This window comes from Oceanobacillus sp. HCA-5259 (assembly GCF_037892815.1).
In the GTDB taxonomy this organism is placed as follows: Bacteria; Bacillota; Bacilli; order Bacillales; family Amphibacillaceae; genus Oceanobacillus; species Oceanobacillus indicireducens.
The window spans coordinates 24,662-49,911 of the sequence record NZ_JBBKBV010000006.1 but is presented as its reverse complement, the minus strand read 5'-3'; the positions used below and the strand labels follow the sequence as shown (position 1 = coordinate 49,911).

General features: G+C 40.4%; 22 protein-coding genes. 18 read left to right on the top strand and 4 right to left on the bottom strand.

What is annotated here, in order from left to right; translation table 11 throughout:
- Window positions 1-22 precede the first annotated feature (22 nt).
- From rny to WKU33_RS05445, 5 genes are all read left to right on the top strand, one after another.
- Window positions 23-1,588 carry a ribonuclease Y gene (rny, locus tag WKU33_RS05465; RefSeq protein WP_156856450.1) on the top strand — a complete coding sequence of 522 codons (1,566 nt, stop codon included), beginning with the start codon at window positions 23-25 and terminating at the stop codon, window positions 1,586-1,588.
- A 660-nt stretch (window positions 1,589-2,248) separates the two neighbouring features.
- Window positions 2,249-3,046: a TIGR00282 family metallophosphoesterase gene (locus tag WKU33_RS05460; RefSeq protein ID WP_188858505.1), complete on the top strand. Its 798-nt coding sequence runs from the start codon at window positions 2,249-2,251 to the stop codon at window positions 3,044-3,046.
- Between the two features lie 144 nt (window positions 3,047-3,190).
- Window positions 3,191-3,451 carry a stage V sporulation protein S gene (locus WKU33_RS05455; RefSeq protein ID WP_156856452.1) on the top strand — a complete coding sequence of 87 codons (261 nt, stop codon included), beginning with the start codon at window positions 3,191-3,193 and terminating at the stop codon, window positions 3,449-3,451.
- Window positions 3,452-3,598: 147 nt separating this feature from the next.
- Window positions 3,599-5,155: a tRNA (N6-isopentenyl adenosine(37)-C2)-methylthiotransferase MiaB gene (gene miaB / locus WKU33_RS05450; protein ID WP_156856453.1), complete on the top strand. Its 1,557-nt coding sequence runs from the start codon at window positions 3,599-3,601 to the stop codon at window positions 5,153-5,155.
- A gap of 1 nt (window position 5,156) precedes the next feature.
- The gene (locus tag WKU33_RS05445) at window positions 5,157-5,567 is read left to right on the top strand and encodes a RicAFT regulatory complex protein RicA family protein (protein ID WP_156856454.1); all 411 of its coding nucleotides are present in this window, start codon (window positions 5,157-5,159) and stop codon (window positions 5,565-5,567) included.
- A gap of 152 nt (window positions 5,568-5,719) precedes the next feature.
- Here WKU33_RS05445 and cotE read toward each other — a convergent pair whose 3' ends face one another.
- Window positions 5,720-6,295 (bottom strand): outer spore coat protein CotE, encoded by a 576-nt coding sequence (gene cotE, locus WKU33_RS05440; protein WP_156856455.1) that lies wholly within the window; start codon window positions 6,293-6,295, stop codon window positions 5,720-5,722.
- Window positions 6,296-6,529: 234 nt separating this feature from the next.
- On the opposite strand from cotE, the gene mutS reads away from it, so the two are divergent.
- The 9 genes from mutS to glnA all read left to right on the top strand — a co-directional run bounded on the left by mutS (window position 6,530) and on the right by glnA (window position 18,099).
- Window positions 6,530-9,106, top strand: coding sequence for a DNA mismatch repair protein MutS (mutS, locus tag WKU33_RS05435; protein WP_340453585.1), 2,577 nt, complete (start codon window positions 6,530-6,532; stop codon window positions 9,104-9,106).
- Between the two features lie 31 nt (window positions 9,107-9,137).
- A complete protein-coding gene (mutL, locus tag WKU33_RS05430; RefSeq protein ID WP_188858494.1) occupies window positions 9,138-10,970 on the top strand; it encodes a DNA mismatch repair endonuclease MutL in 1,833 nt (610 codons plus the stop codon).
- Window positions 10,971-11,398: 428 nt separating this feature from the next.
- Entirely contained in the window at window positions 11,399-11,821 is a 423-nt protein-coding gene (locus tag WKU33_RS05425) for a Dps family protein (protein WP_340453581.1), read from the top strand.
- Between the two features lie 28 nt (window positions 11,822-11,849).
- On the top strand, window positions 11,850-12,785 hold the full coding sequence (miaA, locus tag WKU33_RS05420; protein ID WP_340453579.1) for a tRNA (adenosine(37)-N6)-dimethylallyltransferase MiaA: 936 nt from the start codon (window positions 11,850-11,852) through the stop codon (window positions 12,783-12,785).
- A gap of 38 nt (window positions 12,786-12,823) precedes the next feature.
- Window positions 12,824-13,048, top strand: coding sequence for an RNA chaperone Hfq (gene hfq, locus WKU33_RS05415; protein WP_156856460.1), 225 nt, complete (start codon window positions 12,824-12,826; stop codon window positions 13,046-13,048).
- A gap of 239 nt (window positions 13,049-13,287) precedes the next feature.
- Window positions 13,288-14,202, top strand: a complete 915-nt coding sequence (locus tag WKU33_RS05410) for an AAA family ATPase (RefSeq protein WP_156856461.1) — start codon at window positions 13,288-13,290, stop codon at window positions 14,200-14,202.
- 14 nt (window positions 14,203-14,216) lie between these two features.
- Entirely contained in the window at window positions 14,217-15,449 is a 1,233-nt protein-coding gene (gene hflX / locus WKU33_RS05405) for a GTPase HflX (protein WP_156856462.1), read from the top strand.
- 9 nt (window positions 15,450-15,458) lie between these two features.
- Window positions 15,459-16,703 (top strand): methionine gamma-lyase family protein, encoded by a 1,245-nt coding sequence (locus WKU33_RS05400; protein WP_156856463.1) that lies wholly within the window; start codon window positions 15,459-15,461, stop codon window positions 16,701-16,703.
- 58 nt (window positions 16,704-16,761) lie between these two features.
- The gene (gene glnA, locus WKU33_RS05395; RefSeq protein ID WP_156856464.1) at window positions 16,762-18,099 is read left to right on the top strand and encodes a type I glutamate--ammonia ligase; all 1,338 of its coding nucleotides are present in this window, start codon (window positions 16,762-16,764) and stop codon (window positions 18,097-18,099) included.
- A 53-nt stretch (window positions 18,100-18,152) separates the two neighbouring features.
- Here glnA and lexA read toward each other — a convergent pair whose 3' ends face one another.
- The gene (gene lexA, locus WKU33_RS05390) at window positions 18,153-18,776 is read right to left on the bottom strand and encodes a transcriptional repressor LexA (RefSeq protein WP_156856465.1); all 624 of its coding nucleotides are present in this window, start codon (window positions 18,774-18,776) and stop codon (window positions 18,153-18,155) included.
- Window positions 18,777-19,066: 290 nt separating this feature from the next.
- Here lexA and WKU33_RS05385 point away from each other — a divergent pair, with 290 nt between their 5' ends.
- From WKU33_RS05385 to sirA, 4 genes are all read left to right on the top strand, one after another.
- On the top strand, window positions 19,067-19,732 hold the full coding sequence (locus tag WKU33_RS05385; RefSeq protein WP_156856466.1) for a YneB family resolvase-like protein: 666 nt from the start codon (window positions 19,067-19,069) through the stop codon (window positions 19,730-19,732).
- A gap of 170 nt (window positions 19,733-19,902) precedes the next feature.
- Window positions 19,903-20,136: a DUF896 domain-containing protein gene (locus tag WKU33_RS05380; protein WP_156856467.1), complete on the top strand. Its 234-nt coding sequence runs from the start codon at window positions 19,903-19,905 to the stop codon at window positions 20,134-20,136.
- Between the two features lie 101 nt (window positions 20,137-20,237).
- Window positions 20,238-22,238, top strand: a complete 2,001-nt coding sequence (tkt, locus tag WKU33_RS05375) for a transketolase (RefSeq protein WP_445321681.1) — start codon at window positions 20,238-20,240, stop codon at window positions 22,236-22,238.
- Between the two features lie 156 nt (window positions 22,239-22,394).
- On the top strand, window positions 22,395-22,844 hold the full coding sequence (gene sirA, locus WKU33_RS05370) for a sporulation inhibitor of replication protein SirA (RefSeq protein ID WP_156856469.1): 450 nt from the start codon (window positions 22,395-22,397) through the stop codon (window positions 22,842-22,844).
- Window positions 22,845-23,009: 165 nt separating this feature from the next.
- On the opposite strand, the gene WKU33_RS05365 is transcribed toward sirA, so the two are convergent.
- Window positions 23,010-23,483 carry an acyl-CoA thioesterase gene (locus WKU33_RS05365; protein WP_340453574.1) on the bottom strand — a complete coding sequence of 158 codons (474 nt, stop codon included), beginning with the start codon at window positions 23,481-23,483 and terminating at the stop codon, window positions 23,010-23,012.
- Between the two features lie 39 nt (window positions 23,484-23,522).
- Entirely contained in the window at window positions 23,523-25,244 is a 1,722-nt protein-coding gene (locus WKU33_RS05360) for a class I adenylate-forming enzyme family protein (RefSeq protein ID WP_156856471.1), read from the bottom strand.
- Between the last annotated feature and the right edge of the window lie 6 nt (window positions 25,245-25,250).

Sequence of the window (25,250 nt, the reverse complement as noted above, 5' to 3'; positions counted from 1 at the left end):
ATAGCAATAGGAGGTGAAAAATATGGACCACCCTTTGATCATCTCCCTTTTGCTAGTATTCATCCTTATCATAGGTCTGTTTGTTGGTTATCTGATTCGTAAATCGATTGCAGAAGCAAAGATTTCAAGTGCAGAAGACTTAGCGAAACAAATCGTCGAAGAAGCACATCGGAATGCGGATGCAGCTAAAAAGGAAGCACTCCTTGAAGCAAGAGATGAGAACCATAAATTACGACAGCAAGCAGAGGATGAGCTGCGTGAACGCCGTGCTGAACTCCAGAAACAAGAAAATCGCTTAACGCAAAAAGAAGATATTCTTGACCAAAAAAGTGTCTCTCTAGATAACCGTGAATTATCACTGGAGAAACGGGAAGAAGCTTTAACGGAGAGACAACAGCAAACTGAAGAAATGGAAAGCAAAGTGCAGGCTATGAAAGAGGAGCAGCAAGCTGAGCTTGAGCGCATTTCAGGTTATACAACGGACCAGGCAAAACAAATTATTTTAGAACGAATTGAAAAAGAAGTGAAGCATGAAGCGGCTATTATGATTAAAGAAACAGAGAATCAGGCGAAAGAAGAAGCTGATAAAAAAGCGAAAAGCATTCTCTCGTTAGCGCTGCAACGCTGTGCTGCAGACCATGTTGCTGAGACAACTGTATCTGTCGTCACCCTGCCAAATGATGAGATGAAAGGTCGAATCATTGGTCGAGAAGGACGTAATATACGAACATTAGAAACGTTGACTGGTATTGATTTAATTATCGATGACACGCCAGAAGCTGTTATATTATCTGGATTTGATCCAATTCGCCGGGAAATTGCTCGTATTGCCTTGGAAAAACTTGTCCAAGATGGAAGAATCCATCCGGCACGAATTGAAGAAATGGTAGATAAAGCAAGACGTGAAGTTGATGAATATATTCGTGAAGTCGGTGAAGAAACGACATTTGAGGTTGGTGTGCATGGACTGCACCCGGATCTTGTGAAAATACTTGGTCGTCTAAAATATCGTACAAGCTATGGTCAAAACGTATTAAAACATTCGGCAGAAGTTGCTTACTTATCTGGTTTGCTTGCTGCAGAACTAGGTGAAGATGTAATATTAGCAAGAAGAGCTGGTTTACTTCATGATATTGGAAAAGCGATTGACCATGAAGTAGAAGGTAGTCACGTAGAAATTGGAAAAGAACTTGCGATGAAATATAAAGAGCATGAGGTTGTCATTAATGCGATTGCTTCCCACCATGGTGATGAAGAACCTACTTCCATCATTTCAGTATTAGTCGCAGCAGCTGATGCCCTATCCGCTGCACGGCCAGGTGCAAGAAGCGAAACGCTCGAGAACTACATTAGACGTCTGGAGAAACTAGAGGAAATCTCCGAATCATTCGAAGGTGTAGAGAAATCCTATGCAATTCAGGCGGGTAGAGAGATTCGTATTATGGTAAAACCTGATGAAATTGATGATCTTGATTCATTGAGAGTTGCAAGGGAGATTCGTAATCGTATCGAAAGCGAGCTCGATTACCCTGGCCATATTAAAGTAACGGTAATCAGGGAAACAAGAGCAGTTGAATATGCCAAATAAAAGCAGTCATCGGACTGCTTTTATTTTTTGCCACCGTTTAAAAAATCTTTACTGGGTAAAATAATAATTCAACCTTCGCCACCCCTAAAATAAGAAAACGATGACACCAAGAAATCGAAATCGTAATTACTTTCATTCAGCGTAAGTGCAACTTTCTTCTGGAGGTTCGCAGTCCAGACACCTCTCGCTTTCCGCAGGCGGCTGGTGAGCCTCCTCGGGCTGCCGCCCTGCGGGGTCTCACCTATGCCTATCCTCCTGCTGGAGTCTCAAGGTGTCTGGACTGCTCCCAGGGAAGACCGAATTTGGAATCCTATTTATTATTTTAGGAATAGAATTCTCATCATGATATGATTGTTTCCAATAATAATAACGCTCTCTTCCAGTTCAGTTGCCCGGTGGACGGTGACTCCTGCGGGAATAGCACGAGTCCGGAGACCCCGCAGGGCGATAGCCCGAGGAGGCTTCGGCTGTGCCCGCGGAAAGCATCCGTCCACCGGGCAACTGAACGGCGATTAGAGTTCTAAACTATAGGAACGAGCAAAGACACTTACGCTGAATGAAAGGATTCAGTAGTTTCTTTCGGTTACTTCCTAAGAGGGAGTAATTGGGAAAACAGAACAGACTTTTAAAAATTAGGAATTAGGTTAGGATGATGTAAAGATGAAAATTTTATTTATTGGTGATGTTGTTGGTTCACCAGGACGGGAAATGGTTAAGGAATATCTGCCAAGATTAAAAGAAAAATACCGCCCAACCGTCACGATTCTTAACGGCGAAAATGCAGCAGCGGGCAAAGGAATTACAGAAACGATTTACCGCAACTTCCTCGAATGGGGTGCCCAAGCAATTACAATGGGAAACCACACATGGGATAAAAAAGAAATCTTTGACTTCATTGATGAAGCCAAATACCTTATCCGCCCTGCAAACTTTCCGGACAACAACCCAGGAAAAGGAATCATCTATTTAAACGTGAATGATCTTAAAGTAGCTGTCATTAACATGCAAGGGAGAACCTTCCTGCCAGCAATTGAAGACCCATTTACCACGATAGATAACCTGATTCAAGAAGCAAAAAAGCACACGAACATTATTTTCGTCGATTTCCACGGTGAAGCAACAAGTGAAAAGCAAGCATTTGGCTGGTATATTGACGGAAAAGTCAGCGCTGTCGTCGGCACACACACTCACACACAAACTGCAGACGAGCGAATTCTTCCCGACGGTACCGCCTATATCACTGATGTAGGCATGACTGGTCCTTACGATGGAATACTTGGAGTAGAAAGAGAAGCTGTTCTAAAACGCTTTCTAACATCACTGCCTGTACGTTTTGAAATTACAAAAAAGGGTAGAAAACAATTAAATGCAGTGTTAGTTTCCATTGATTCAAAAACAGGGAAAGCAGTAGACATCGAAAGAATATTAATCAATGATGACCACCCCTTCTTTGCCTGACTGTTATTCACAAACATCCCTTTTACTGAGGCAATACGAGTTGGCTGTTCCTGATGTCTTCTAACAGGTTTAGGGAATAAGCTTACAACTCAAAGAATATAGTAGAAATAGAACTATAAAACTGAGGTAAGGGAGGTACTACTAATGGAAGTATTGAAGGTTTCATCAAAATCTAATCCAAATTCAGTAGCAGGGGCTCTCGCAAATGTGCTTCGCGAAAGAGGAACTGCAGAAATTCAGGCGATTGGTGCAGGAGCATTGAATCAATCAATAAAGGCTGTAGCCATTGCAAGAGGATTCGTTGCTCCAAGTGGAGTAGATCTCATTTGTATACCGGCATTCACTGATATCAAGATTGATGAAGAAGAAAGAACTGCAATCAAATTAATCGTGGAACCAAGATAATTAAAAAGCAATCATACGCCTTCCTTCTAATCAAGGAAGGTTTTTATTTGCAGTTTCGCGGTATATATTGTTAAATTTATTCATAAGCCTTATACTTATTATGTTGTAAACTTATACATAGAAGTACTCATTGAAAGGAGAGCCGAGATGAACGAACAAGAGCGAAAGCAGCAGGCACAAATTAATACAGAAGAGAATTTCGAACGGATTAAACAAACGTCCAGTGAAGATATGATCGCAAAGTATTTCCATACCAATTACACCCCCAAAACCCCTGACATTAAAAAAGCAAGAAAGAGAAGGAAAGAAGAAGTCCAATTTAAATATGATTTTTCTATTCCCGAAGATATGCAAACGGTGGGTGAGGGGCGTAAGTTCTTAATTCGCACCTATGGTTGTCAAATGAATGAACATGATACAGAAGTAATGGCTGGAATATTTATGGAAATGGGTTATACTGCAACAGAAGATGTAAAAGAAGCAGATATTATCTTATTAAATACTTGTGCCATCCGGGAAAATGCGGAAAATAAAGTGTTCGGTGAGATTGGACACTTGAAACCATTAAAGCTTGAAAATCCGGATCTCATTATTGGTGTTTGCGGATGTATGTCCCAAGAAGAATCAGTTGTTGACCGGATATTAAAGAAACATCAACATATTGATCTTATTTTTGGAACACATAATATCCATCGGTTACCCCACCTGATTAAAGAAGCGATGTTTGGAAAGGAAATGGTCATTGAAGTATGGTCTAAAGAAGGCGATATCATTGAAAACCTTCCGAAAGCTCGTAAAGGAAAAATCAAAGCTTGGGTCAACATCATGTATGGCTGTGATAAGTTCTGTACGTATTGTATCGTCCCAATGACAAGAGGAAAAGAGCGCAGCAGAAGACCGGAGGATATTATTCAAGAAGTAAGACATCTGGTCGCCCAGGGTTATAAAGAAGTCACCTTACTCGGTCAAAATGTGAATGCTTACGGAAAAGATTTTGAAGATCTGGATTATACCTTTGGAGATTTAATGAATGACATTCATAAAATTGACATTCCAAGGGTCCGTTTCACGACATCACACCCAAGAGATTTCGATGATCATTTGATTGACGTATTGGCCCAGGGTGGAAACTTGCTCGACCACATCCATTTACCGGTCCAATCCGGAAGCTCGGAAGTTCTGAAGAAAATGAACCGTAAATATACACGGGAAGAATACTTGGAACTTGTCCGTAAAATTAAAAAAGCAATTCCAAATGTCACATTGACGACTGACATCATTGTCGGATTCCCGAACGAAACGGATGAACAGTTTGAAGAGACGATGACACTAATGGAAGAAGTCGGTTTTGAAGCAGCATACACGTTCATCTACTCTCCGCGTGAAGGAACGCCGGCTGCAAGAAAAAAAGATGATGTACCAGAAGAAGTGAAGAAACAGCGTCTTTATCGTTTAAATGAACTTGTAAACAAACAATCTGCGGAATCAATGAGGAAATATGAAGGAAAAACAGTAAAAGTACTCGTTGAGGGTGAAAGTAAGAAAAATCCTGATATTCTCGCAGGGTATACAGAGAAGAATAAGCTTGTGAACTTCAAAGGGCCGAAATCAGCAATTGGTCAGATTGTGGAAGTGGAAATTACCGAAGCAAAAACTTGGTCCTTAGATGGTATCATGGCAGAAAGTAAAATTGAGGTGAAGTAACATGGCACAGTATTCAAGGAAAGAAGTACTTGACGCGGCAAAAAAATTGGCAGACATGCTAGCAAATACGGAAGAAATTGACCGCTTTAAAGAACTCGAAGCTAAAATAAATGCAAGTACAAAAATTCAAACACTTATTACAAAGATTAAAGCTTTACAAAAACAAGCAGTAAATTTACAGGCTTATGATAAGAAAGAAGCATTAGCTCGTGTAGAAGAGCAACTGGATCGTTTACAAAGTGAGTTAGACGGTATCCCTATCGTTTCAGAATTCAAAGAACTCCAAGTGACAGTAAATGATGTCTTACAGCTTGTATCTACTACAATTTCTAGAGAAGTAACAAACCGTATTATTGAAGGAACAGGCGGTAATGTATTAGAAGGGAAAACAGGTACAAAAGTAACAAAATAGCTAAAAACCAAGCATAATAGAATGCTTGGTTTTTAATCACGTATGAACGGTCTGTAATCCCTGATTCTGTTAAACTAACATTCAGTGGGGGAGGTAAGGATACCTCCCTCATTGAATGAAGCTTCACTTTAGCTCTCCGCTTGGGAAACTGCTTAATCTTTAGTATGGATGAAATCTGTTTGGACATCTTCTAATTCATCATCCGTCACGGCATGCTCCCACACTTCATCGTCGTCTTCATCTTCCACCTTATTTGCATCCCAAGTCGGATCCACTTTTACAAGTAATTTTGTTTCGCCAATTACTTGCACGATAAATTCTCTTTCCACCTCAACTTTAATTTTACTTCCTTTTTTCTCAATTTTGCATTCCAGGCAATTTGGCTGCTGTAACACTTTCGCAATCACATCGAAATCATCATTCAGGCAATTTTCATCTTTGATGGATAGGGGCACAATATCCCGATATGTTACTTTTTCCGTAACAACCTGTGTTTTTGTATTATCATTAAAGGAATACCAGATATTTACTTCATAGCTACCATTTATTTCTACACTATCCGTAGATTTCATTTTTGCGTGGTATAAATGATTAATCACCCAGCACCCGAGAATGCTCGAGGGACGGTTTGGGGGAGTAACCGTATGAAATTCCTTTGTAAACTTACGTCCCTTCCCAATAACTGCCTTGGTGATGATTTCTCGATAATCTTTTTTTAGAAAAGACATAGCTGTATTTACCTCCTCTTTTTTCATAGTCATTTTATGCATGGCAAACACCTAAAGTGCATACTTCCAAAATCAATAAATTAAATTCAAATCGTTCTACTGGAGTTGGAAAGAAATCTGCCTGACTTTCTAATATCTACTGATTTGGAAAGAAAAAGTCAGCGGGTTAGAGGGAAGTTATTAATTTATGCTATAATGGCGGGAGAAGATTTCGGATATGTTGGAGGCTTAATAATGGCAAAGAATACACCAATGATGGAACAATACTTAAGAATAAAAGCCGCTCACCAAGATTCATTTTTATTTTACCGCCTAGGTGATTTCTATGAATTATTTTATGATGATGCAATTAAAGCGGCGCAAGAACTTGAAATAACATTAACAAAAAGAGGCGCACAGCGTGAAAGTGAAGCAATTCCAATGTGCGGAGTTCCTTATCATTCTGCGGAGAGCTATATAAAAACACTAATAGATAAAGGCTATAAAGTAGCAATCTGTGAACAAGTAGAAGACCCCAAAACAGCAAAAGGAGTTGTGAAAAGAGAGGTCGTTCAGATTATTACTCCTGGTACGGTTATGTCGCAATCGATGCTTGATGAAGGGGAGAATAATTATCTCTGCAGTCTTTCGCATTTCAATGACGGCTCTTATGTCGTTGTTTATAATGATTTATCGACCGGGGAGAACCGTGTAACTCTCATTGAAGCAGGCTGGGAAGCAGTTCTTCATGAATTATACAATCAGCCGATCAAAGAAATCGTCATATCTTCCACTTTAGAAGAGGATTTGCAAGCGCAATTAAAAGAAAGGTTACAGGTTACATTATCTTATCAAGATGAGATTACATTTAATGGGGAGTACCGTGATTTAGCGGAGAATTTAAATGACGAACGTCTAATGACAGCCTTTAGCAGGTTGCTTAACTATATTCAACAGACCCAGAAACGTTCGCTCGACCATTTACAACAGGCAACTGTTATCGAACTAAAGAATTATTTATCACTCGATATGTTTTCAAAACGTAATCTGGAATTAACAGAAACGATTATTAAAAAAGGGAAACATGGCAGTTTATTATGGGTACTTGATGAAACAATTACAGCAATGGGCTCTCGTACATTGAAAAAGTGGCTCGAGCGACCGTTGTTAACGAAAACAGAAATTGAAAGACGATTGAATATTGTTGAAGCATTTTACAACGGTTTTATGGAAAGGGACATGCTGAGAGAGGCGTTGAAGTCCGTATATGATATGGAAAGATTGGCTGCAAGGATCGCTTACGGGAATGTAAATGCGCGCGATCTCATCCAGTTGAAACAATCCTTACAAAACATTCCTGAAATCAAACAAGTTCTCTATCAATTCCCGAATGAAGAAATGAAAGTATTGGCAGATGAACTTACCTATCCAAAAGAAGTCGTCGCTCTGCTTGAGCAAAGTATTACGAATGACCCGCCTGCATCGATCACAGAAGGAGATATCATCAAAGATGGATACAATGCACAACTAGATGAATACCGTGATGCATCGCGAAATGGGAAACAATGGATCGCAGAATTAGAGCAAAAAGAAAAAGAACGAACCAACATCAGATCATTAAAAATCGGATATAACCGAGTATTTGGTTATTATATTGAAGTTACGAAAGCGAATTTACATCTTTTACCAGAAGGACGATATGAACGAAAGCAAACGTTAACGAATGCCGAACGGTTCATCACGCCAGAACTAAAAGAAAAAGAGACGATTATTCTTGAAGCAGAAGATAAAAGTATCGAACTGGAGCATGATTTATTCGTTGAAATTAGAGATAAAATGAAAAATCATATTCCACTCTTCCAAGAACTTGCTGAGCATATCAGTCAGATTGATGTGCTTCAGTCCTTTGCTACAGTCAGTGAGGCAAATAATTACACAAGACCGCGCTTTGTGAGAGAGAATTTATCGATTAAAAATGGCCGCCACCCAGTTGTTGAGCAAGTAATGACAGAGGGGACATTTGTGCCGAATGACGTTCAACTGGATAACGAAAATAGTATTCTATTAATTACCGGTCCGAACATGTCAGGTAAGAGCACGTATATGCGGCAACTCGCTCTAACGGTAATTATGGCTCAAATCGGATGTTTTGTACCGTGTGAGGAAGCTGATTTGCTCCTATTCGATCAGATTTTTACGCGGATTGGTGCTGCTGATGATCTTGTTTCTGGTCAAAGTACATTTATGGTGGAGATGCTTGAAGCAAATCATGCTTTGGCAAAAGCGACCGATCGCAGTTTAATCCTACTGGATGAAATAGGCAGGGGAACGAGTACATATGATGGCATGGCACTTGCCCAAGCGATTGTAGAGTACATTCATCATAATATAGAAGCAAAAACATTGTTTTCCACACATTATCATGAATTAACTGCGATGGAAGAGACCCTTCCACGGTTGAAGAATATTCATGTCCGCGCGGAAGAATATGAGGGCAATGTTGTATTTCTTCACCAGATTAAGGAAGGTTCGGCAGACCAAAGTTACGGAATTCAAGTTGCCAAGCTCGCTGGACTTCCAGATGCATTAATTGAACGGGCGACGGCGATTCTTACAGAATTGGAAGAGGGTGCTGAACATGAACCGGTCACAGAAAGAATGGAAGCTGGTCAACTCTCCTTCTTTATTGAAGAAAATTCACCTGAGAAAGAAAATAAGCTCACAAAAAAAGAGCAGCAAGTAATCGATGACTTAGGACAGTTAAACTTATTTGAAATGACGCCAATGGAAGCAATGAATGCATTATATCAACTCCAAAAAAAGCTAAAATAACGGACGGCTTGAAGTTAGAAAGGATGTTTCTATGAAAATAAAACAGATGCCTACCGAACTGGCGAATAAAATTGCAGCAGGAGAAGTTGTCGAACGTCCTGCATCTGTTGTGAAGGAGTTGGTGGAAAATAGTATTGATGCGGGTAGTACCTCGATAAAAATAGAACTTGATGAAGCAGGAATTACCCGAATTAAAGTGACGGACAATGGGGATGGAATGACCGCGGCTGATAGCGAGCGGGCATTTCTCGCCCACGCGACAAGCAAGATCAGTAATGAGACAGACTTATTCCATGTCCGTACCCTCGGATTCCGTGGCGAGGCGCTTGCAAGTATTGCTGCTGTCAGCAAACTAACTCTCAAAACATCTACAGGAGAAGAAGCTGGTACTATTTTATCCATTGAAGGCGGTGAGATTGTAGAAAGAAATAAAAGTGATGCGAGAAAGGGTACAGAGATAACTGTCGAGCAACTATTTTACAATACTCCAGCCCGATTGAAATATATGAAAAGCCTTCATACGGAATTAGGCCATATTACTGATTTATTAAACCGACTCGCTCTATCTTATCCGGAAATTCGCTTTGAGGCGATTCATAATGGAAGAACGTTATTTAAAACTTCTGGAAGCGGTGATTTGTTGCAAGTCATTGCTCAAGTGTATGGCATGTCGGTAGCGCGCAAGATGCTTCCAGTTCACCATGAATCGCTTGATTATGAAATTACAGGGTATATCGCCCGGCCGGAAGTGACTCGTGCTTCACGTAATTTCATATCGACGATTATCAATGGCCGTTATATTAAGAATTATCCATTGGCTAAAGCAGTTATGGATGGGTATCATACAATGCTTACCATTGGAAAGTATCCACTCGTCGTTCTGAAAATAAACATGGATCCAATTTTAGTGGACGTGAACGTTCATCCAACGAAACTGGAGGTACGGTTTAGTAAGGATAAAGAACTTTATGAATCTGTGAAAGAAACAATCCGAACAGCACTTAGACAAGAGACTTTAATACCGGAAATCGAATATAAACAACCGAAAGAAAAACAGCAATCAATCCAAGAACAATTCACCTTTTCGGCACCTATGGAAGAGGAAGTGAACAAGCAATCGGTTAGAGAAGAAACCATTATTAAAGAACCGACAAGAGAAATACAGCCACCGGTCATGAAAGAGTCGATTCAGCAACAGGATGAAACGATCCCGGTGCCAGATCCTGAACCAGAATATTTAGAACCGGTACAGGAAGAGGCAGTAGAGGCACCTAAAGAAGACCGGATTCCATTGATTTATCCGATTGGTCAGCTGCATGGCACGTACATTCTCGCACAGAATGAAGAAGGCTTTTATATGATTGACCAGCATGCTGCCCAGGAGCGAATCAAATATGAGTTTTTTAGGGATAAACTTGGGAAACCGAGTACGGACTCCCAACAACTGCTCCTCCCTTTAACTTTTGAATTTTCGAACCAAGAGGCATTGTTTATCGAAGCATATAAAGAGGACTTGGAAAAGGTCGGGCTCTTTTTTGAACCGTTTGGGGAGAAAACGTATATCATTCGTTCCTGTCCGAGTTGGTTTCCAAAGGGATTTGAGGAAGAAGTCGTTCGTGATATTATCGAGCAGATTATGAAAGATGATAAAATTAATATCGCGCATATCCGTGAGGAAGCGGCAATTATGATGGCCTGTAAACGATCGATTAAAGCAAATCACCATCTGACGATAGATGATATGTTCCAACTAATTGAAGACTTGAGATCGACAACAGATCCGTTTACTTGTCCTCATGGACGACCGATCATTATCCATTTTTCCAGCTATGAGCTTGAGAAGATGTTTAAGCGGAGCATGTAAAGGTATAAACTCACTTCGCAGCCTAAAAACATTCAGCTATCCCTTGCTATAATTAGTACTTAGGCTTATGGACACGACTCTAAAAGTTTGTTCCATTTCCCAATGATGCCTTTTTAAAAGTAACCGAAAGACACTACGGATTACCTTCACTCGGCACAAGTGTCTTGATCATTCTCATTTTTAGCGTCCTAGTTCTACCTGCCGTTCAGTTGCCCGGCGGACCTCCAGGTGGAAGATGCATTTACGCTAAATAAAAGGGATCACCTAAAAAAATTCTTCAAAGACAGCGAGCTGTTGATGAGGCTGATTTACTTTCCTGTTTTGAGGTGTGAAAGTTTTAGGGTATAACAAACACCTGAATGGAGTAAACTAGTAAGAAAAAATACATGAGGTGAAAAGCTTTGGATAACCAGTCGTTAATAAACTTTTTGAACCAATTACTATCCAATCACTTTATTCTGTATGTGAAGCTCCATCGTTACCATTGGTACGTTAAAGGGAAGAATTTTTTCCAGCTCCATGAACATTTTGAAGGGCTCTACAATCGTTCAGCAGACCAGCTTGATGAAGTTGCTGAACGAATCATTATGATCGGTGGCCAGCCGCTCGCGACAATGAGTATGTATTTGAAGCAAGGCACGCTTGAAGAAGCGAACGCGGATGATACAGAAGCGGAAATGATTACCCAATTAATTCATGATTTTGAGAAAATCGCAAATGAAATAAGAGAGACCGGTCTTGCATTAACTGCAGAATTTGCGGATGAACCGACGAATGATTTGCTTATTGAACAATTGGCGTCACTCGAGAAAGAACTATGGATGCTCCAGAGCTATCAGGAAGAGAAATAACAATTTATAATAATCTAGGGGTAATACGATGAAAAAAACAGTCATAGCCGTTGTTGGTCCAACAGCTGTTGGGAAAACAGCTCTCAGTATTTATCTTGCCAAACAACTGCAAGGAGAAATCATCAGCGGTGACTCGATGCAAGTGTACAAAGGGATGGATATCGGTACGGCTAAAATCCTTAAAGAAGAAATGGCAGGAATCCCCCATCATCTGCTTGATATGTTAGAGCCGACGGAAGATTATTCGGCAGCAGCATACAAAGCTGATGTGGAAAACAGAATCGAAGAAATTACCGCAAGAGGCCGCCTGCCTATAATTGTGGGCGGTAGCGGTCTATACATACAGGCTGCTTTATTTGATTATAATTTCCCTGACATCCCTCGGGATGAATTCAGGACTAAAAAGTTAGAAAATGAAGCAAGAGAAGAAGGGATTAACCAGATTTACCGCCGTCTTGAGGAGGTCGATCCCGACCAGGCAAGAAAAATTCACCCAAACAACCATCGCCGCGTTATTCGTGCGCTGGAAATATATGAAACTACCGGGAAAACAAAAACGGAATGGGAAAGTGAGCAAAAAAAAGAACCGAAGTACAATACATTGTTTATCGGGCTTGAAATGGAAAGAGCAACGCTTTATGAACGAATTAATGCCCGCGTGGATATGATGATGGAAGAAGGCCTGCTTGAAGAAGTTACGGCCCTCTATCATGCGGGTTACGCAAATACCCAGGCAATGAAAGCGATTGGCTATAAAGAATTTATTCCGTATTTAGAAGGCAAAGAAGGTCTGGATGAAGCAGTCGAGAAATTGAAACAAAATTCAAGACGCTATGCAAAAAGGCAATTTACCTGGTTTAAAAACCAATTGCCAGTAGAGTGGTTTTCGATCCATCCGGAAGAAAAAGAGGAAAAGTTTACAATGATTTTGCAAAAGATAGCAGGAATATTGAAAATGAAGTAGAATTAAGATTATATAGATAGAAAAAGGGAGGAAGTACCATGGCACAAAATGTCAACATTCAAGAACATTATTTAAATCAATTAAGAAAAAATCACACTTCGGTTACTGTCTTTCTGACAAATGGATTTCAATTACGAGGGATTATCAAAGCGTTTGATAATTTTACGATTTTACTGGAAACCGACGGAAAGCAGCAACTAATTTTCAAACACGCAATTTCAACTTTTGCGCCAGTGAAAAATGTTAACTTAGAAAATGAGTAATAACGACGGATGCTATTATTGGCATCCGTTTTCTAATGAAACTTCTATCCTCCCACTTGCTGAATGAGTTTTACTTTATAGCATTCCTGTAAAAAGGAAGTTCGATTAAGTACTCTCATGTATGGGGCGACATCGAACCCGCGCACTTAGCCTGGATGGACACTACTGTCTTTGAATTTGGGCGTTTGTCACCCTTTTATGATTATTTACGTATACTGGGATGACGAAGGAGTGAGTATATGGAAACGGAAATGAGAGCGAGCCGGAATGGCCGGATCAATATTGTTTTGCAAGATACTCTATCCCAGACTGAAAGAAAGCGTTCAGCCGGTTTTAATAATCAGTTCAAACAAATAGAGGAAGCTTTTAACTCGTTTGTTGGCGTTAAACAAATTAAAACAACGATAAAACAAATTTATGCGACCGTACTTATTAACGAAAAAAGAAAGGAAGCAGGGCTTTCTTCTAACCAGCAAGTATTGCATATGTTATTTAAGGGCAATCCCGGTACAGGAAAAACAACACTTGCACGCAGACTTGCTAAATTATATGTTGACCTTGGAATCCTTTCGAAGGGACATTTTATTGAAGCGGAACGGGCCGATCTTGTTGGGGAATATATTGGACAGACGGCGCAAAAAACAAGAGCGCTAATTGAAAAAGCAATGGGGGGCATTCTCTTTATCGATGAAGCCTATTCACTTGCCCGCGGTGGAGAAAAGGACTTTGGTAAAGAGGCGATTGATACACTTGTAAAACATATGGAAGACGGTCACAAGGATTTCATTCTTATACTCGCAGGTTATCCCTCTGAAATGGGCCGATTTCTTTCGACCAATCCAGGACTGGAATCGCGGTTTCCGTTTATTCTTGATTTTCCCGATTATAAATTGGAAGAATTAATGGAAATAGCACATCAAATGGTTCGATTAAGGGAATATCAATTAACAATGGAAGCGGACAGAAAGCTAAGGGATTATTTATATCATCAATTAGCAACGAAAGGAAGACATTTCGCCAATGCCCGTTCGGTACGGAACTTGATGGAAAAGGCGATTCGGTTACAGGCATACCGACTCGTCCAGACGGAAAATTACCAACCGGAAAGGCTAATGGAAATTACCGCAGCAGATATTAAATTTGAAAATGAGTAAAAGAGAGGTAACTTATGGCAGAAAAGATTTTAGTTATCGCAGTAAGAAAGCCAGAACAATTACAGGAACGGTTTCAATCGTCACTCGATGAAATAATCTCATTGAGTAATACAGCCGGCGGGAAAGTGGAGGGGGTTTTCACGCAAAATCGCAACCACATCCATCCGGCAACCTACCTCGGTGAAGGGAAATTGAGGGAGATTAAAGATGAGGTTGAAGCAAAGGAAATCGACCTTGTTATTTCCAACGATGAATTGTCTAGCGGCCAATTAAGGAATTTAAATAATTATCTAGGAGTCCGGATTATTGATCGGAGCCAGCTGATCTTAGATATCTTTGCGCAGCGGGCTCAAACGAAAGAAGGTAAGCTGCAAGTGGAGCTTGCCCAATTGGAATATTTATTACCAAGATTACGAGGTCAGGGAATTGAATTATCCCGTCTCGGCGGTGGAATTGGGACAAGAGGTCCGGGAGAAACGCAATTAGAAACAGACCGCCGTCATATCCGGCGCAGAATCGGTGATATTAAAAATCGCCTAAAACTTGTTGTCAACCAGCGTGAGCAATACCGGAAACGCAGAAGGAATAATGCGATTTTCCAGATTGCCATTGTCGGGTATACAAATGCTGGAAAATCAACTTTATTTAATCAATTAACGGATAGTAATACACTTCAGGAAGATAAGCTTTTTGCGACACTGGATCCATTAACGAGGAGGGTCGTACTCCCCTCTGGATTTCAAGCGATAATGACCGATACGGTTGGTTTCCTTCAGGATCTTCCGACATCTCTTATTGCAGCATTCCGTTCAACATTAGAGGAAGTTGCAGAAGCTGATTTTCTTTTACATGTTATCGATGTATCCCATGTGGATTACGAACAACATATTGAAACAGTGGAAGAACTTTTACAGGAATTGGATGCAGATCAATTGCCGATGTTATATATTTATAATAAGAAAGACCTTCTAGAGGAAGATTTCATTGCTCACGAACGCCCGTATTCTCTTGTTTCTGCGTACGAAGAAGAAGATATGCAGCTCATCTTAAGGAAAATAGAAGAGATGTTAAAAGAGGTATGGGTGCCGTTCCATGTCGCGCTGGAAGCAAATGAAGGCAGACTGATGGTCCAATTGGAGCAAGAAGCAATCCTTACAGATAAGTCCTATAATGAAGCGGATAATCGCTATCATATTAAAGGATACATTCGAGAAAATCATGCATTATTAAACAGATTAAAGGAGTAATGAACAAATATGCTTTTGGACTTAATCAACCAGACAGAACAAGATATTAAAACATTGAAAGAACAAGTAAATACCGTAGTGGAGAAAAATCAGCAACGTGTGCTCGATGCTTTTATTGAAAATCGGGTAAGTGACAGCCATTTTAACTCTACAACTGGTTATGGGTATGATGATATGGGCAGGGACGCGCTTGAAGCGGTATATCGTGATGTATTCGGGACAGAAGATGCGCTCGTCCGTCCCCAACTCGTTTCCGGTACACATGCCATCTCGACCGCCTTATTTGGTGTGCTTCGACCAGGAGATGAACTCCTATATATAACAGGAAAGCCGTACGATACGCTCGAAGAAGTAGTTGGTAAAAGAGGAAATTCTCCAGGTTCATTAAAAGAGTATGCAATCGGTTATGGAGAAGTTGATTTGCAGGAGGACGGGGCTGTTGATTTTGCTGCCGTCAGTCAAAGAATCCGAGCAAATACGAAAGTAATCGGCATTCAGCGTTCAAAAGGTTATGATGACCGACCTTCTTTCACAGTGGCAGAAATTAAAGAAATGGTCGATTTTGTAAAAGAAATAAAAGATGACGTTATCGTATTTGTTGATAATTGTTACGGTGAATTTGTGGAAGAGCTGGAACCAACTCATGTAGGTGTTAATCTGATGGCAGGGTCCCTCATTAAAAATCCAGGCGGAGGAATTGTTCGCTCTGGTGGCTATATTGTGGGAGACGAACTTTTGGTCGAACAATGTGCCAACCGTTTAACTGCACCTGGACTAGGGAAAGAAAGCGGAGCGACATTAAACATGCTGCAAGAACTGTTTCAAGGATTTTTCCTCGCTCCTCATGTAGTTGGCGAAGCATTAAAGGGCGCAATATTTACATCACGATTCCTTGAATTGGCCGGGTTTACAACGACACCAGCTTACCAGAGCAAACGGACCGATTTAATCCAATCCGTCACATTCGATACAGCGGAGCAAATGATTGCATTTTGCCAGGCAATCCAAGAGAATTCCCCTGTAAATGCTTATGTGACACCATTTCCAAGTGAAATGCCAGGCTATGAAGATGAAGTCATTATGGCAGGGGGAACATTCATCCAAGGATCAAGCATTGAATTATCCGCAGATGGACCAATCCGTGCTCCGTACACGGCTTACGTTCAAGGGGGGCTTACGTATTCCCACGTAAAACTTGCTTTAACCCGGGCAGTCACAGCACTTGAGAAAAAAGGTTTTCTCCTCGTTGAATAGGGTATAGTAATATTTGGGTGGAGATTAACATCCAAACTAATAGTTGGAGGAGATTTAGTTGGGAACCGAAATTACAAAGGAAACGATCAAAGAAAAGATTAAAGAGGAAAATGTCCGCTTTATTAGACTGCAATTTACCGATATTCTTGGAACAATTAAAAATGTGGAGATACCACTCAGTCAATTGGATAAAGCGTTAAACAATAAGATGATGTTTGATGGTTCTTCAATCGAAGGGTTCGTGCGTATTGAGGAATCAGACATGTATTTATATCCGGACTTAGATTCCTTTGTTGTATTTCCTTGGACATCTGATAAAGGAAAAGTAGCCCGTTTCATCTGTGATATTTACAATGCGGATGGAACACCATTTTCGGGATGTCCCCGTTATATTTTAAAAAGAAATTTGAAACGGATGGAAGAGCTCGGATTTGATACATTTAATATCGGTACCGAACCGGAATTCTTTTTATTCAAGCTGAATGAAAAAGGTGAACCAATTCTTGAGTTGAATGATCACGGTGGTTATTTCGATCTTGCCCCGACAGATCTTGGGGAAAACTGCAGGCGGGATATTGTTCTGGAACTGGAAGAAATGGGCTTTAAAATTGAAGCATCGCACCATGAGGGTGCACCAGGACAACATGAAATTGACTTTGAATACTCGGATGCTGTTCGTCACGCGGACGATATCCAAACGTTTAAGCTTGTCGTTAAAACGGTCGCAAGAAGACATAATCTGCACGCGACATTTATGCCGAAACCACTATTTGGTGTAGACGGCTCAGGGATGCATGTCAACATGTCCCTGTTTAAAGACGGTGAAAATATGTTTTTTGATGAAGCAAGTGAACGCCAATTGACGGATATAGCTAGCCAATTTATCGCTGGGCTTCTGGAACATGCAACTAACTTCACTGCAGTGACAAACCCAATTGTAAACTCATATAAACGGCTCGTACCAGGTTACCAAGCACCTTGTTATGTAGCTTGGTCCAGTTCGAACCGGAGTCCGTTATTACGGATACCAAGTTCAAGAGGTGTGAGTACACGTGTTGAAGTAAGAAGTGTGGATCCGGCATCAAATCCATATTTGGCACTTTCTGTCTTGCTTGCTTCAGGCCTAGACGGGATCGAACATAAATTACAACCACCACAAGCAGTTGACCAGAACATTTATGCAATGACGAAAAAAGAAAGAATAGAAAATGGAGTGAAAGATTTACCAGCCACATTGAAAGAAGCGCTTGATGAGATGGAAAAAGACCCTGTCATTATTCAGGCACTAGGAAAACATCTCTATCAAAATTATGTGGAAGCAAAAGAATATGAGTGGCAAATGTTTAATAATACAGTTCATCCTTGGGAGCGCGAACAATATTTAACATCCTATTAATCTTGTAAACAAAACATCTGATCTTTGCACCGAATGCGAAGATCAGATGTTTTTTAATGAATATCTCTGTATAATCCGATTACTTTACCTAAAATACTAACCTTTTCATAAAATAATGGTTCCATTGTAGCGTTTTCTGGTTGCAAGCGAATCATTTTTTCTTCTTTAAAGAAACGCTTCACCGTTGCCTCGTCATCATCTGTCATCGCTACAACGATATCTCCATTATTAGCCGTGTTCTGCTGTTTTACAATGACCATGTCACCTTCAAGAATACCAGCTTCAATCATACTTTCACCTTCAATGACAAGGACAAATAAATTATCATCCGGGCTCGCATGTGAACTCGGCACAGGGACATACTCCTCGATATTTTCAACAGCGGTAATGGGTATTCCAGCAGTAACCTTACCGATTACTGGAGCATAACGAGCTGTATTTTTCGGAATATTCCCTTCACCGTCTTGATCTAATATTTCAATGGCCCTTGGCTTAGTCGGGTCACGACGGATAAACCCTTTTGCTTCTAATCTTTCCAAGTGTCCATGAACGGTTGAACTCGATGCAAGTCCGACAGCCACAGCGATTTCTCGAACGGATGGTGGATAACCTTTTGCATGAACTTCTTTTTTTATAAAATCTAAAATCATCTGTTGTCTTTTAGAAACTTTTGTCATCTATTTATCACCTCTTACATAGGATTTATTATTACTAGTTTACCATCGTAAGAAAGATTATGCAAACGTTCGTTCGAAAAAACTGTTGACAGGACCACTTGTTCGTGCGATAATACGTTCTAGAACAAAAGTTCTAAAAAAGTGGAGGGATTTAACTATGTTCAATAGATTATTTGCGAAGTATTCAAAAGAAGATATATTCTTTACTGTCGGTTTCATCTTAACTTTGGTATTCTTATATTTCTCTCTCATTGCCAATGCTTAATCACCCAAGAAGGAGAAATCGAATCGTGAAAGCAGTCATCTATTGTAGAGTAAGCACAGATAAAAAAGAACAGGAATCATCACTCGCTAGGCAAAAAGAAGAATTGTATGAACTAGCGACCCGACAAGGATTGGATGTCGTTACATGTATTGAAGAGCAGGTGAGTGGTTATGAGATTAATAGGGACGGTATCTTTGAAATGCTTGAACATTTTTCAAATGAGGAAGCGGAATGCCTATTAATTCAAGATGAAACGAGACTAGGTAGAGGGAATACGAAAATAGCCCTGTTTCATCAATTACAAAAGTTAAATATTTCTATATACACAGCGATTCATGATGGAGAGCTGGAATTATCAGAATCAGATTCTATGGTTTTACAGATTGTCGGTATTGTCGAGGAATACCAAAGGAAAATTCATAATTTGAAAATTAAACGTGGAATGCAACGGGCAGTAAAAGATGGATATAATCCGAGAAATAATTTAAAAAATATCGGAAAAGCACCGGGGAGAGAAAGATTGGAAGTGCCGCTTGAGGAAATTGTACGTCTTCGCGATAAAAAACTTACTTTCGGGGAAATCACAAGCACATTAAATGGCTTGGGGTATAATATTTCAAAAGCAACCGTCCACCGTCGTTATCAAGAGTATGAACAAAATAGCGACCTGCAAAATGAAAACCTTAAATGAGACAAGTTGTATTGCTTGTCTTTTTTTGTTTTATGCTTTATAAATAAATGTGAAAAACAATAATAATACTACAAATAATTACGGTTATTATTGTACAAAGTAGGGTATTATTACATGTTAGATACAACCTGCATTAATCCTTCATGGAAACTGTAAGAGGAGGTACATATATGTTATCAAAAGAAAAACTTGCGCGGATTAACGAGCTAGCAAAAAAAGCAAAAAAATCCTCCCTAACCGATGAGGAAAAATCCGAGCAAAAACAACTCCGCGAAGAATATTTACAAAACATCCGCGGTTCATTTACAAACCAACTGAAAACCCTTAAAGTTATTGATCCAGCAGGTAATGACGTCACTCCACTAAAGGTGAAAGATATGCAAAAAAGAAATGAAAAGCACTAATTTGTTTGGGCATTCGACTTAATTCGCTTGTGAAGTTTGCACATTCATTATAGAATAGAAAATAGATACATATTATTGTGGAACTTTGAAAGGAGATAATTATGTCTAATATTGAACAACTATCGATCAATACGATCCGCACACTTTCAATTGATGCGATTGAGAAAGCCAATTCTGGCCACCCGGGTCTACCGATGGGTGCTGCACCTATGGCCTACACGCTATGGACTGATTTTATGAATCATAACCCAAAAAACTCAAAATGGTTTAATCGTGACCGTTTTGTTTTATCTGCAGGACACGGTTCTATGCTGTTATACAGCCTATTACATCTTTCAGGCTATGATGTTACAATTGATGATCTTAAAAACTTCCGTCAATGGAATTCCCGGACACCTGGACATCCGGAGGTTCTCGATACAGACGGTGTAGAAGCAACTACTGGACCACTTGGACAAGGTATTGCAATGTCTGTTGGAATGGCAATGGCAGAAGCACATCTTGCGGCAAGATTTAATAAAGAAGATGCATCCATCATCGATCATTACACATATGCACTGGTGAGTGACGGTGACTTGATGGAAGGTATTTCCCATGAAGCAGCTTCCTTAGCGGGCCACCTTGGCTTAGGTAAGCTAATTGCTCTATATGATTCGAATGATATTTCTCTAGATGGTGAACTTGATCGTTCCTTCTCAGAGGATACAGAAAGTCGTTTCAAAGCATACGGTTGGCAAGTAATTCGTGTGGAAGATGGTAATGATGTAGATGCTCTCCGTGCAGCCATTAAGGAAGCGCAAGCAAACACTGATCAACCAACATTAATCGAAGTAAAAACAATTATCGGATACGGCTCACCAAACAAATCAAACTCAGCAGCTTCCCACGGAGCGCCATTAGGTAAAGATGAAGTAACACTTACAAAAGAATATTACAAATGGGCTCACGAAGAATTCAACGTACCAGAAGAAGTGTACGCTGATTTCAAAGAGAAAATTCAAGATAATGGCAAGAAAGCAGAAGATGCTTGGAATGACCAATTCGCTACTTACAAAGAAAAATATCCGGAAGAAGCAGAACAATTGGAACAAGCTATCAAAGGTGAACTTCCAGTTAATTGGGAAGAAGCGATTCCTGTATTTGAAGAAGGAAGCTCTCTTGCAACTCGTGCATCCTCTGGTGAAGTGTTAAACGCAATCGCTAAAGCAGTACCTACTTTCTTCGGTGGTAGTGCAGACTTGGCAGGTTCGAACAAAACAATGATGAACGATGAAGGTGACTTCACAAAAGCAGATTATGCAGGGCGCAACATCTGGTTTGGTGTTCGTGAACACGCAATGGGTGCTGCCTTAAACGGTATGGCACTTCATGGCGGTTTGAAAGTTTATGGCGGAACGTTCTTTGTGTTCAGTGACTACTTACGCCCATCCATTCGTCTAGCTTCGATCATGAAGACACCGGTAACATATGTGTTTACGCATGACTCGATTGCGGTAGGGGAAGATGGTCCGACTCACGAACCGATTGAACATCTTGCTGCATTACGTGCAATGCCTGGCCTTTCCTTAATCCGTCCAGCAGATGCGAATGAAACTGCTGCAGCATGGAGACTTGCGTTAGAATCTAAAGATGAGCCGACAGCACTTGTTCTTACTAGACAGAACCTACCGACCCTTCCTGGTACAGTCCAGAAAGCTTATGAAGGCGTGAAGAAGGGTGCATACATTGTAAGTCCAGCTGAGAAAGAAACAGCGGATGCTTTACTGCTAGCAACTGGTTCTGAAGTACAACTCGCTGTAGAAGCACAAAAAGCGCTGAAAGAAAAAGGAATTGACGTCTCCGTAGTAAGCATGCCATCATGGGATCGCTTTAACAAACAAGACGAAGCATATAAGAATAGTGTACTGCCTAAGAATGTTACGAAGCGTCTAGGTATCGAAATGGGTGCATCCTTCGGGTGGGACCGCTACATAGGTACAGAAGGTGACATTCTTGCGATCGATCGCTTTGGTGCATCAGCCCCAGGAGATAAAGTTGTAGCAGAGTTTGGATTCACTGTTGAAAATGTCGTACAACTAACTGAAAAACTTGTTAATAACTAAGATTAGCTAGATTTTCAAAAGAAGAGCAGGCCTCTAAAACGCGAATGTTTTAGAGGCCAATTTTTTAATCGACAAAACTAGTGGGAATTTATAACAGAATATGACAGTAATCGTATCGCGGAATACGTATAATGGAATGAAAAAGGAGTGCTTTCCATGTATACGTATTCTATTTTTTCTGTTAAATCCGAGATAGCCGTACATTATTTCTATAAGACAAGTGTTCTTTTCCGTTTTTTCAAAGAGTTTAAAGAATGCCCAAGGCTTACCTATTTGCAGTTACAATATAATTATGTCATTGAACCACTCCAATTATCACTTGTGGCAGCTTACCTGCGCAGCTTAACCGATGACGTAAACATAGAAAAGAAGGATAAATACATACAGATTTTTTGGGAAGGAAAAAGTTTGACGATCTATGAGGATGGTCATCATATTGAACTAACTTGTTCATCCATTCAAGAAGCAGAGGAATTCTTCTTTCCAATCCTTCGTAATTCACCAGGATTTTATTTTGTCATAAACAATCGTTTGAATGACTATGGCTGGTTATCAGTTAAAAATAACAAATTGATCAATAATCAAATATTTTTTTCCTACCCATAATTATATTTTTTATCTATTGCAAGGTTGAATAGATGTTTATAACCAGATGAACCTCTTTAGTATAAAAGCCGTCTGAAATCGATAAATTAAAATGGATTTCAGACGGTAAATTTTCACGTAAGATTAGAGTTTTCAATGGTTTTCAACGAACAACTGCACGTGTACTTACTCTTTCTCTCCAAACTTCTCGAGAACACGGTATAAATCAGGCGCAGATCGCTCGAGCCGCGTTGGCTTGAAGTCTTGATTAACCCACATATGTTTTGTGATACTTGAAGTAATGAGTTCACCTGTAGGTTCAATAACGATTTGATTATGTGTTGTGTTGAAATTCTCTTCTGATATTTTCCGGGCCTCATAAGCAAATGTGAGTTTGATAGGTGAATAGTCAGTGATTTTTGTGTAAATCGCAATACAGTCATCGAATGTCGCCGATTGTTTATAATCGCATTCGACCCCAAGAACCGGGAGTAAGAAGCCCCTTTCTTCCACATGACTGTAGGCCACACCGTAGTGGCGCATACATTCGGTCCGAGCCATTTCAAACCAGTTGATATAGTTGCCGTGATGGACAACGCCCATTCGGTCTGTGTCTTTATAGGGTACACGATAATTTGTTTGATGCCACTTTGCTGTCAATATAAAAATCTCCTTTCTTTTTTTGATTGATTTTCCACTTTATCTTTTGATTCGCTCTTCAGCGATGTCTTGCAAACGGAACTTTTGCACTTTACCGGTACTCGTCATTGGCCAGTCTGAGGATTCTATAAACCAAACATGACGTGGAACTTTAAATTTGGCTAAGCGCTCGGCACACCAATCGGTGACGTCTTTTCGTTTTAAGGTTTCACCTTCTTTTAATTCAATGAAGGCCGCTCCGATTTCAGTTGTGATTTTATCACTGACACCGACGACCTGTACTGCTTCGACGGCTGGATGATAAGAAATCGCAATCTCTACCTCTCTTGGTGAGACAAGTTCTCCGGACACTTTAAACATTTCCTTACTTCTGCCGAGCATTTGGATATAGCCATTTTCATCAATTCTGCCGACATCGCCTGTTCTGAGCCAACCATCCTTATCAATGACTTTAGCTGTTTCTTCAGGCTTTTTATAATAACCATGCGTAACGGTAGCACCTCTAACAGCAAGCTCACCGATTTCGCCGTCTGGTAAGTCCTCACCTGTGTCGCGGTCAATCGTTTTATATTGAACACTGCTCCCATTAAACTCAGGTAAACCGCTCGCGCCATTCAGTTTAGGACGACCGACTCGGGTGGAGATGCGTTCTAAAGGATCGCCTATTTCTGTAGTTACGCCGGATGAAACCACTTCAGTTTGTCCATAACCTGTGATCATTTCAGTGACACCAAGAACGTCAAGCGCTTTTTGCCAAACTGATACGGGTGCCGCGGCCGCTCCACACCACATGGCGAACAAATTCGATAAATCGAATTCCCCGACCCTCGGATGATTTAAAACTGGCATCAACGTGGAAGGGACGCAGAGATAATCATTTGCTTGGTACTTCTCCATCAACTCTAGGGATTTAAGCGGGGAAGCCCCTAGTGCGGAAACGACTGAACCTCCGACAAAAGACATGGCACCAATCGCTTCAATAATCGCAAAACAATGATAAAACGGGAGCGGTGCAAATGTCACTCTTCCTTCCTCTATCGCCCGACTTAAGACCGTACCATACGAGCATCTGAGCAGCATATCATCCGTTAACATAACCCCTTTAGGACTGCCGGTAGAACCTGATGTATACATAATAATTGCTACTTCATCTGGGTAGCGGGACAGCTCCCAGCGTGCGTCTAGCTCTGAATCGGAAATCTTCTTTGCTCCGTTTAAAAAGTCTTCCCGGGACAGGAACTGTTCATCAATAGGTTCTGCACCCACTTTTTCAAAACTAATGACTTTCTCAAGGACGCTGTTTTCTTGAAACGTTGGTGTTGACATGAGCTCTTTAACAGCTTTTCCATGCAGTTTATCTTTGACTTTTTCCTGTAAAACTAAGTATTTGGCGTCTGATTGGGTCAAAATATATTCAACTTCCCCTTTGGTCAGCATTGAATTTATTGGAATAAATACCGCTCCGACCATCGATGCAGCAATCATGAGGGAGGGGAAGGATGCATCATTATCCATTAAAATAGCGATATGATCGCGGCGTTTGACACCAAGCTGCATAAAGCCTTTCGCATACTTGATTGCTCGTTCCCAAATATCACCGTAACGATGCTCTTCACCGTTAATATATAGAAAAGGTTTCTCAGCATAAGCTTCTGTCGCTTTTTCAAAATGTCTGGCTAACGTATCACGGGGCCAGACGGGAAAACGATTTTCTAATTTGTTTCTTCTTTCTTCAACACTTGCTAATAAAGCCTTAGACAATGACAA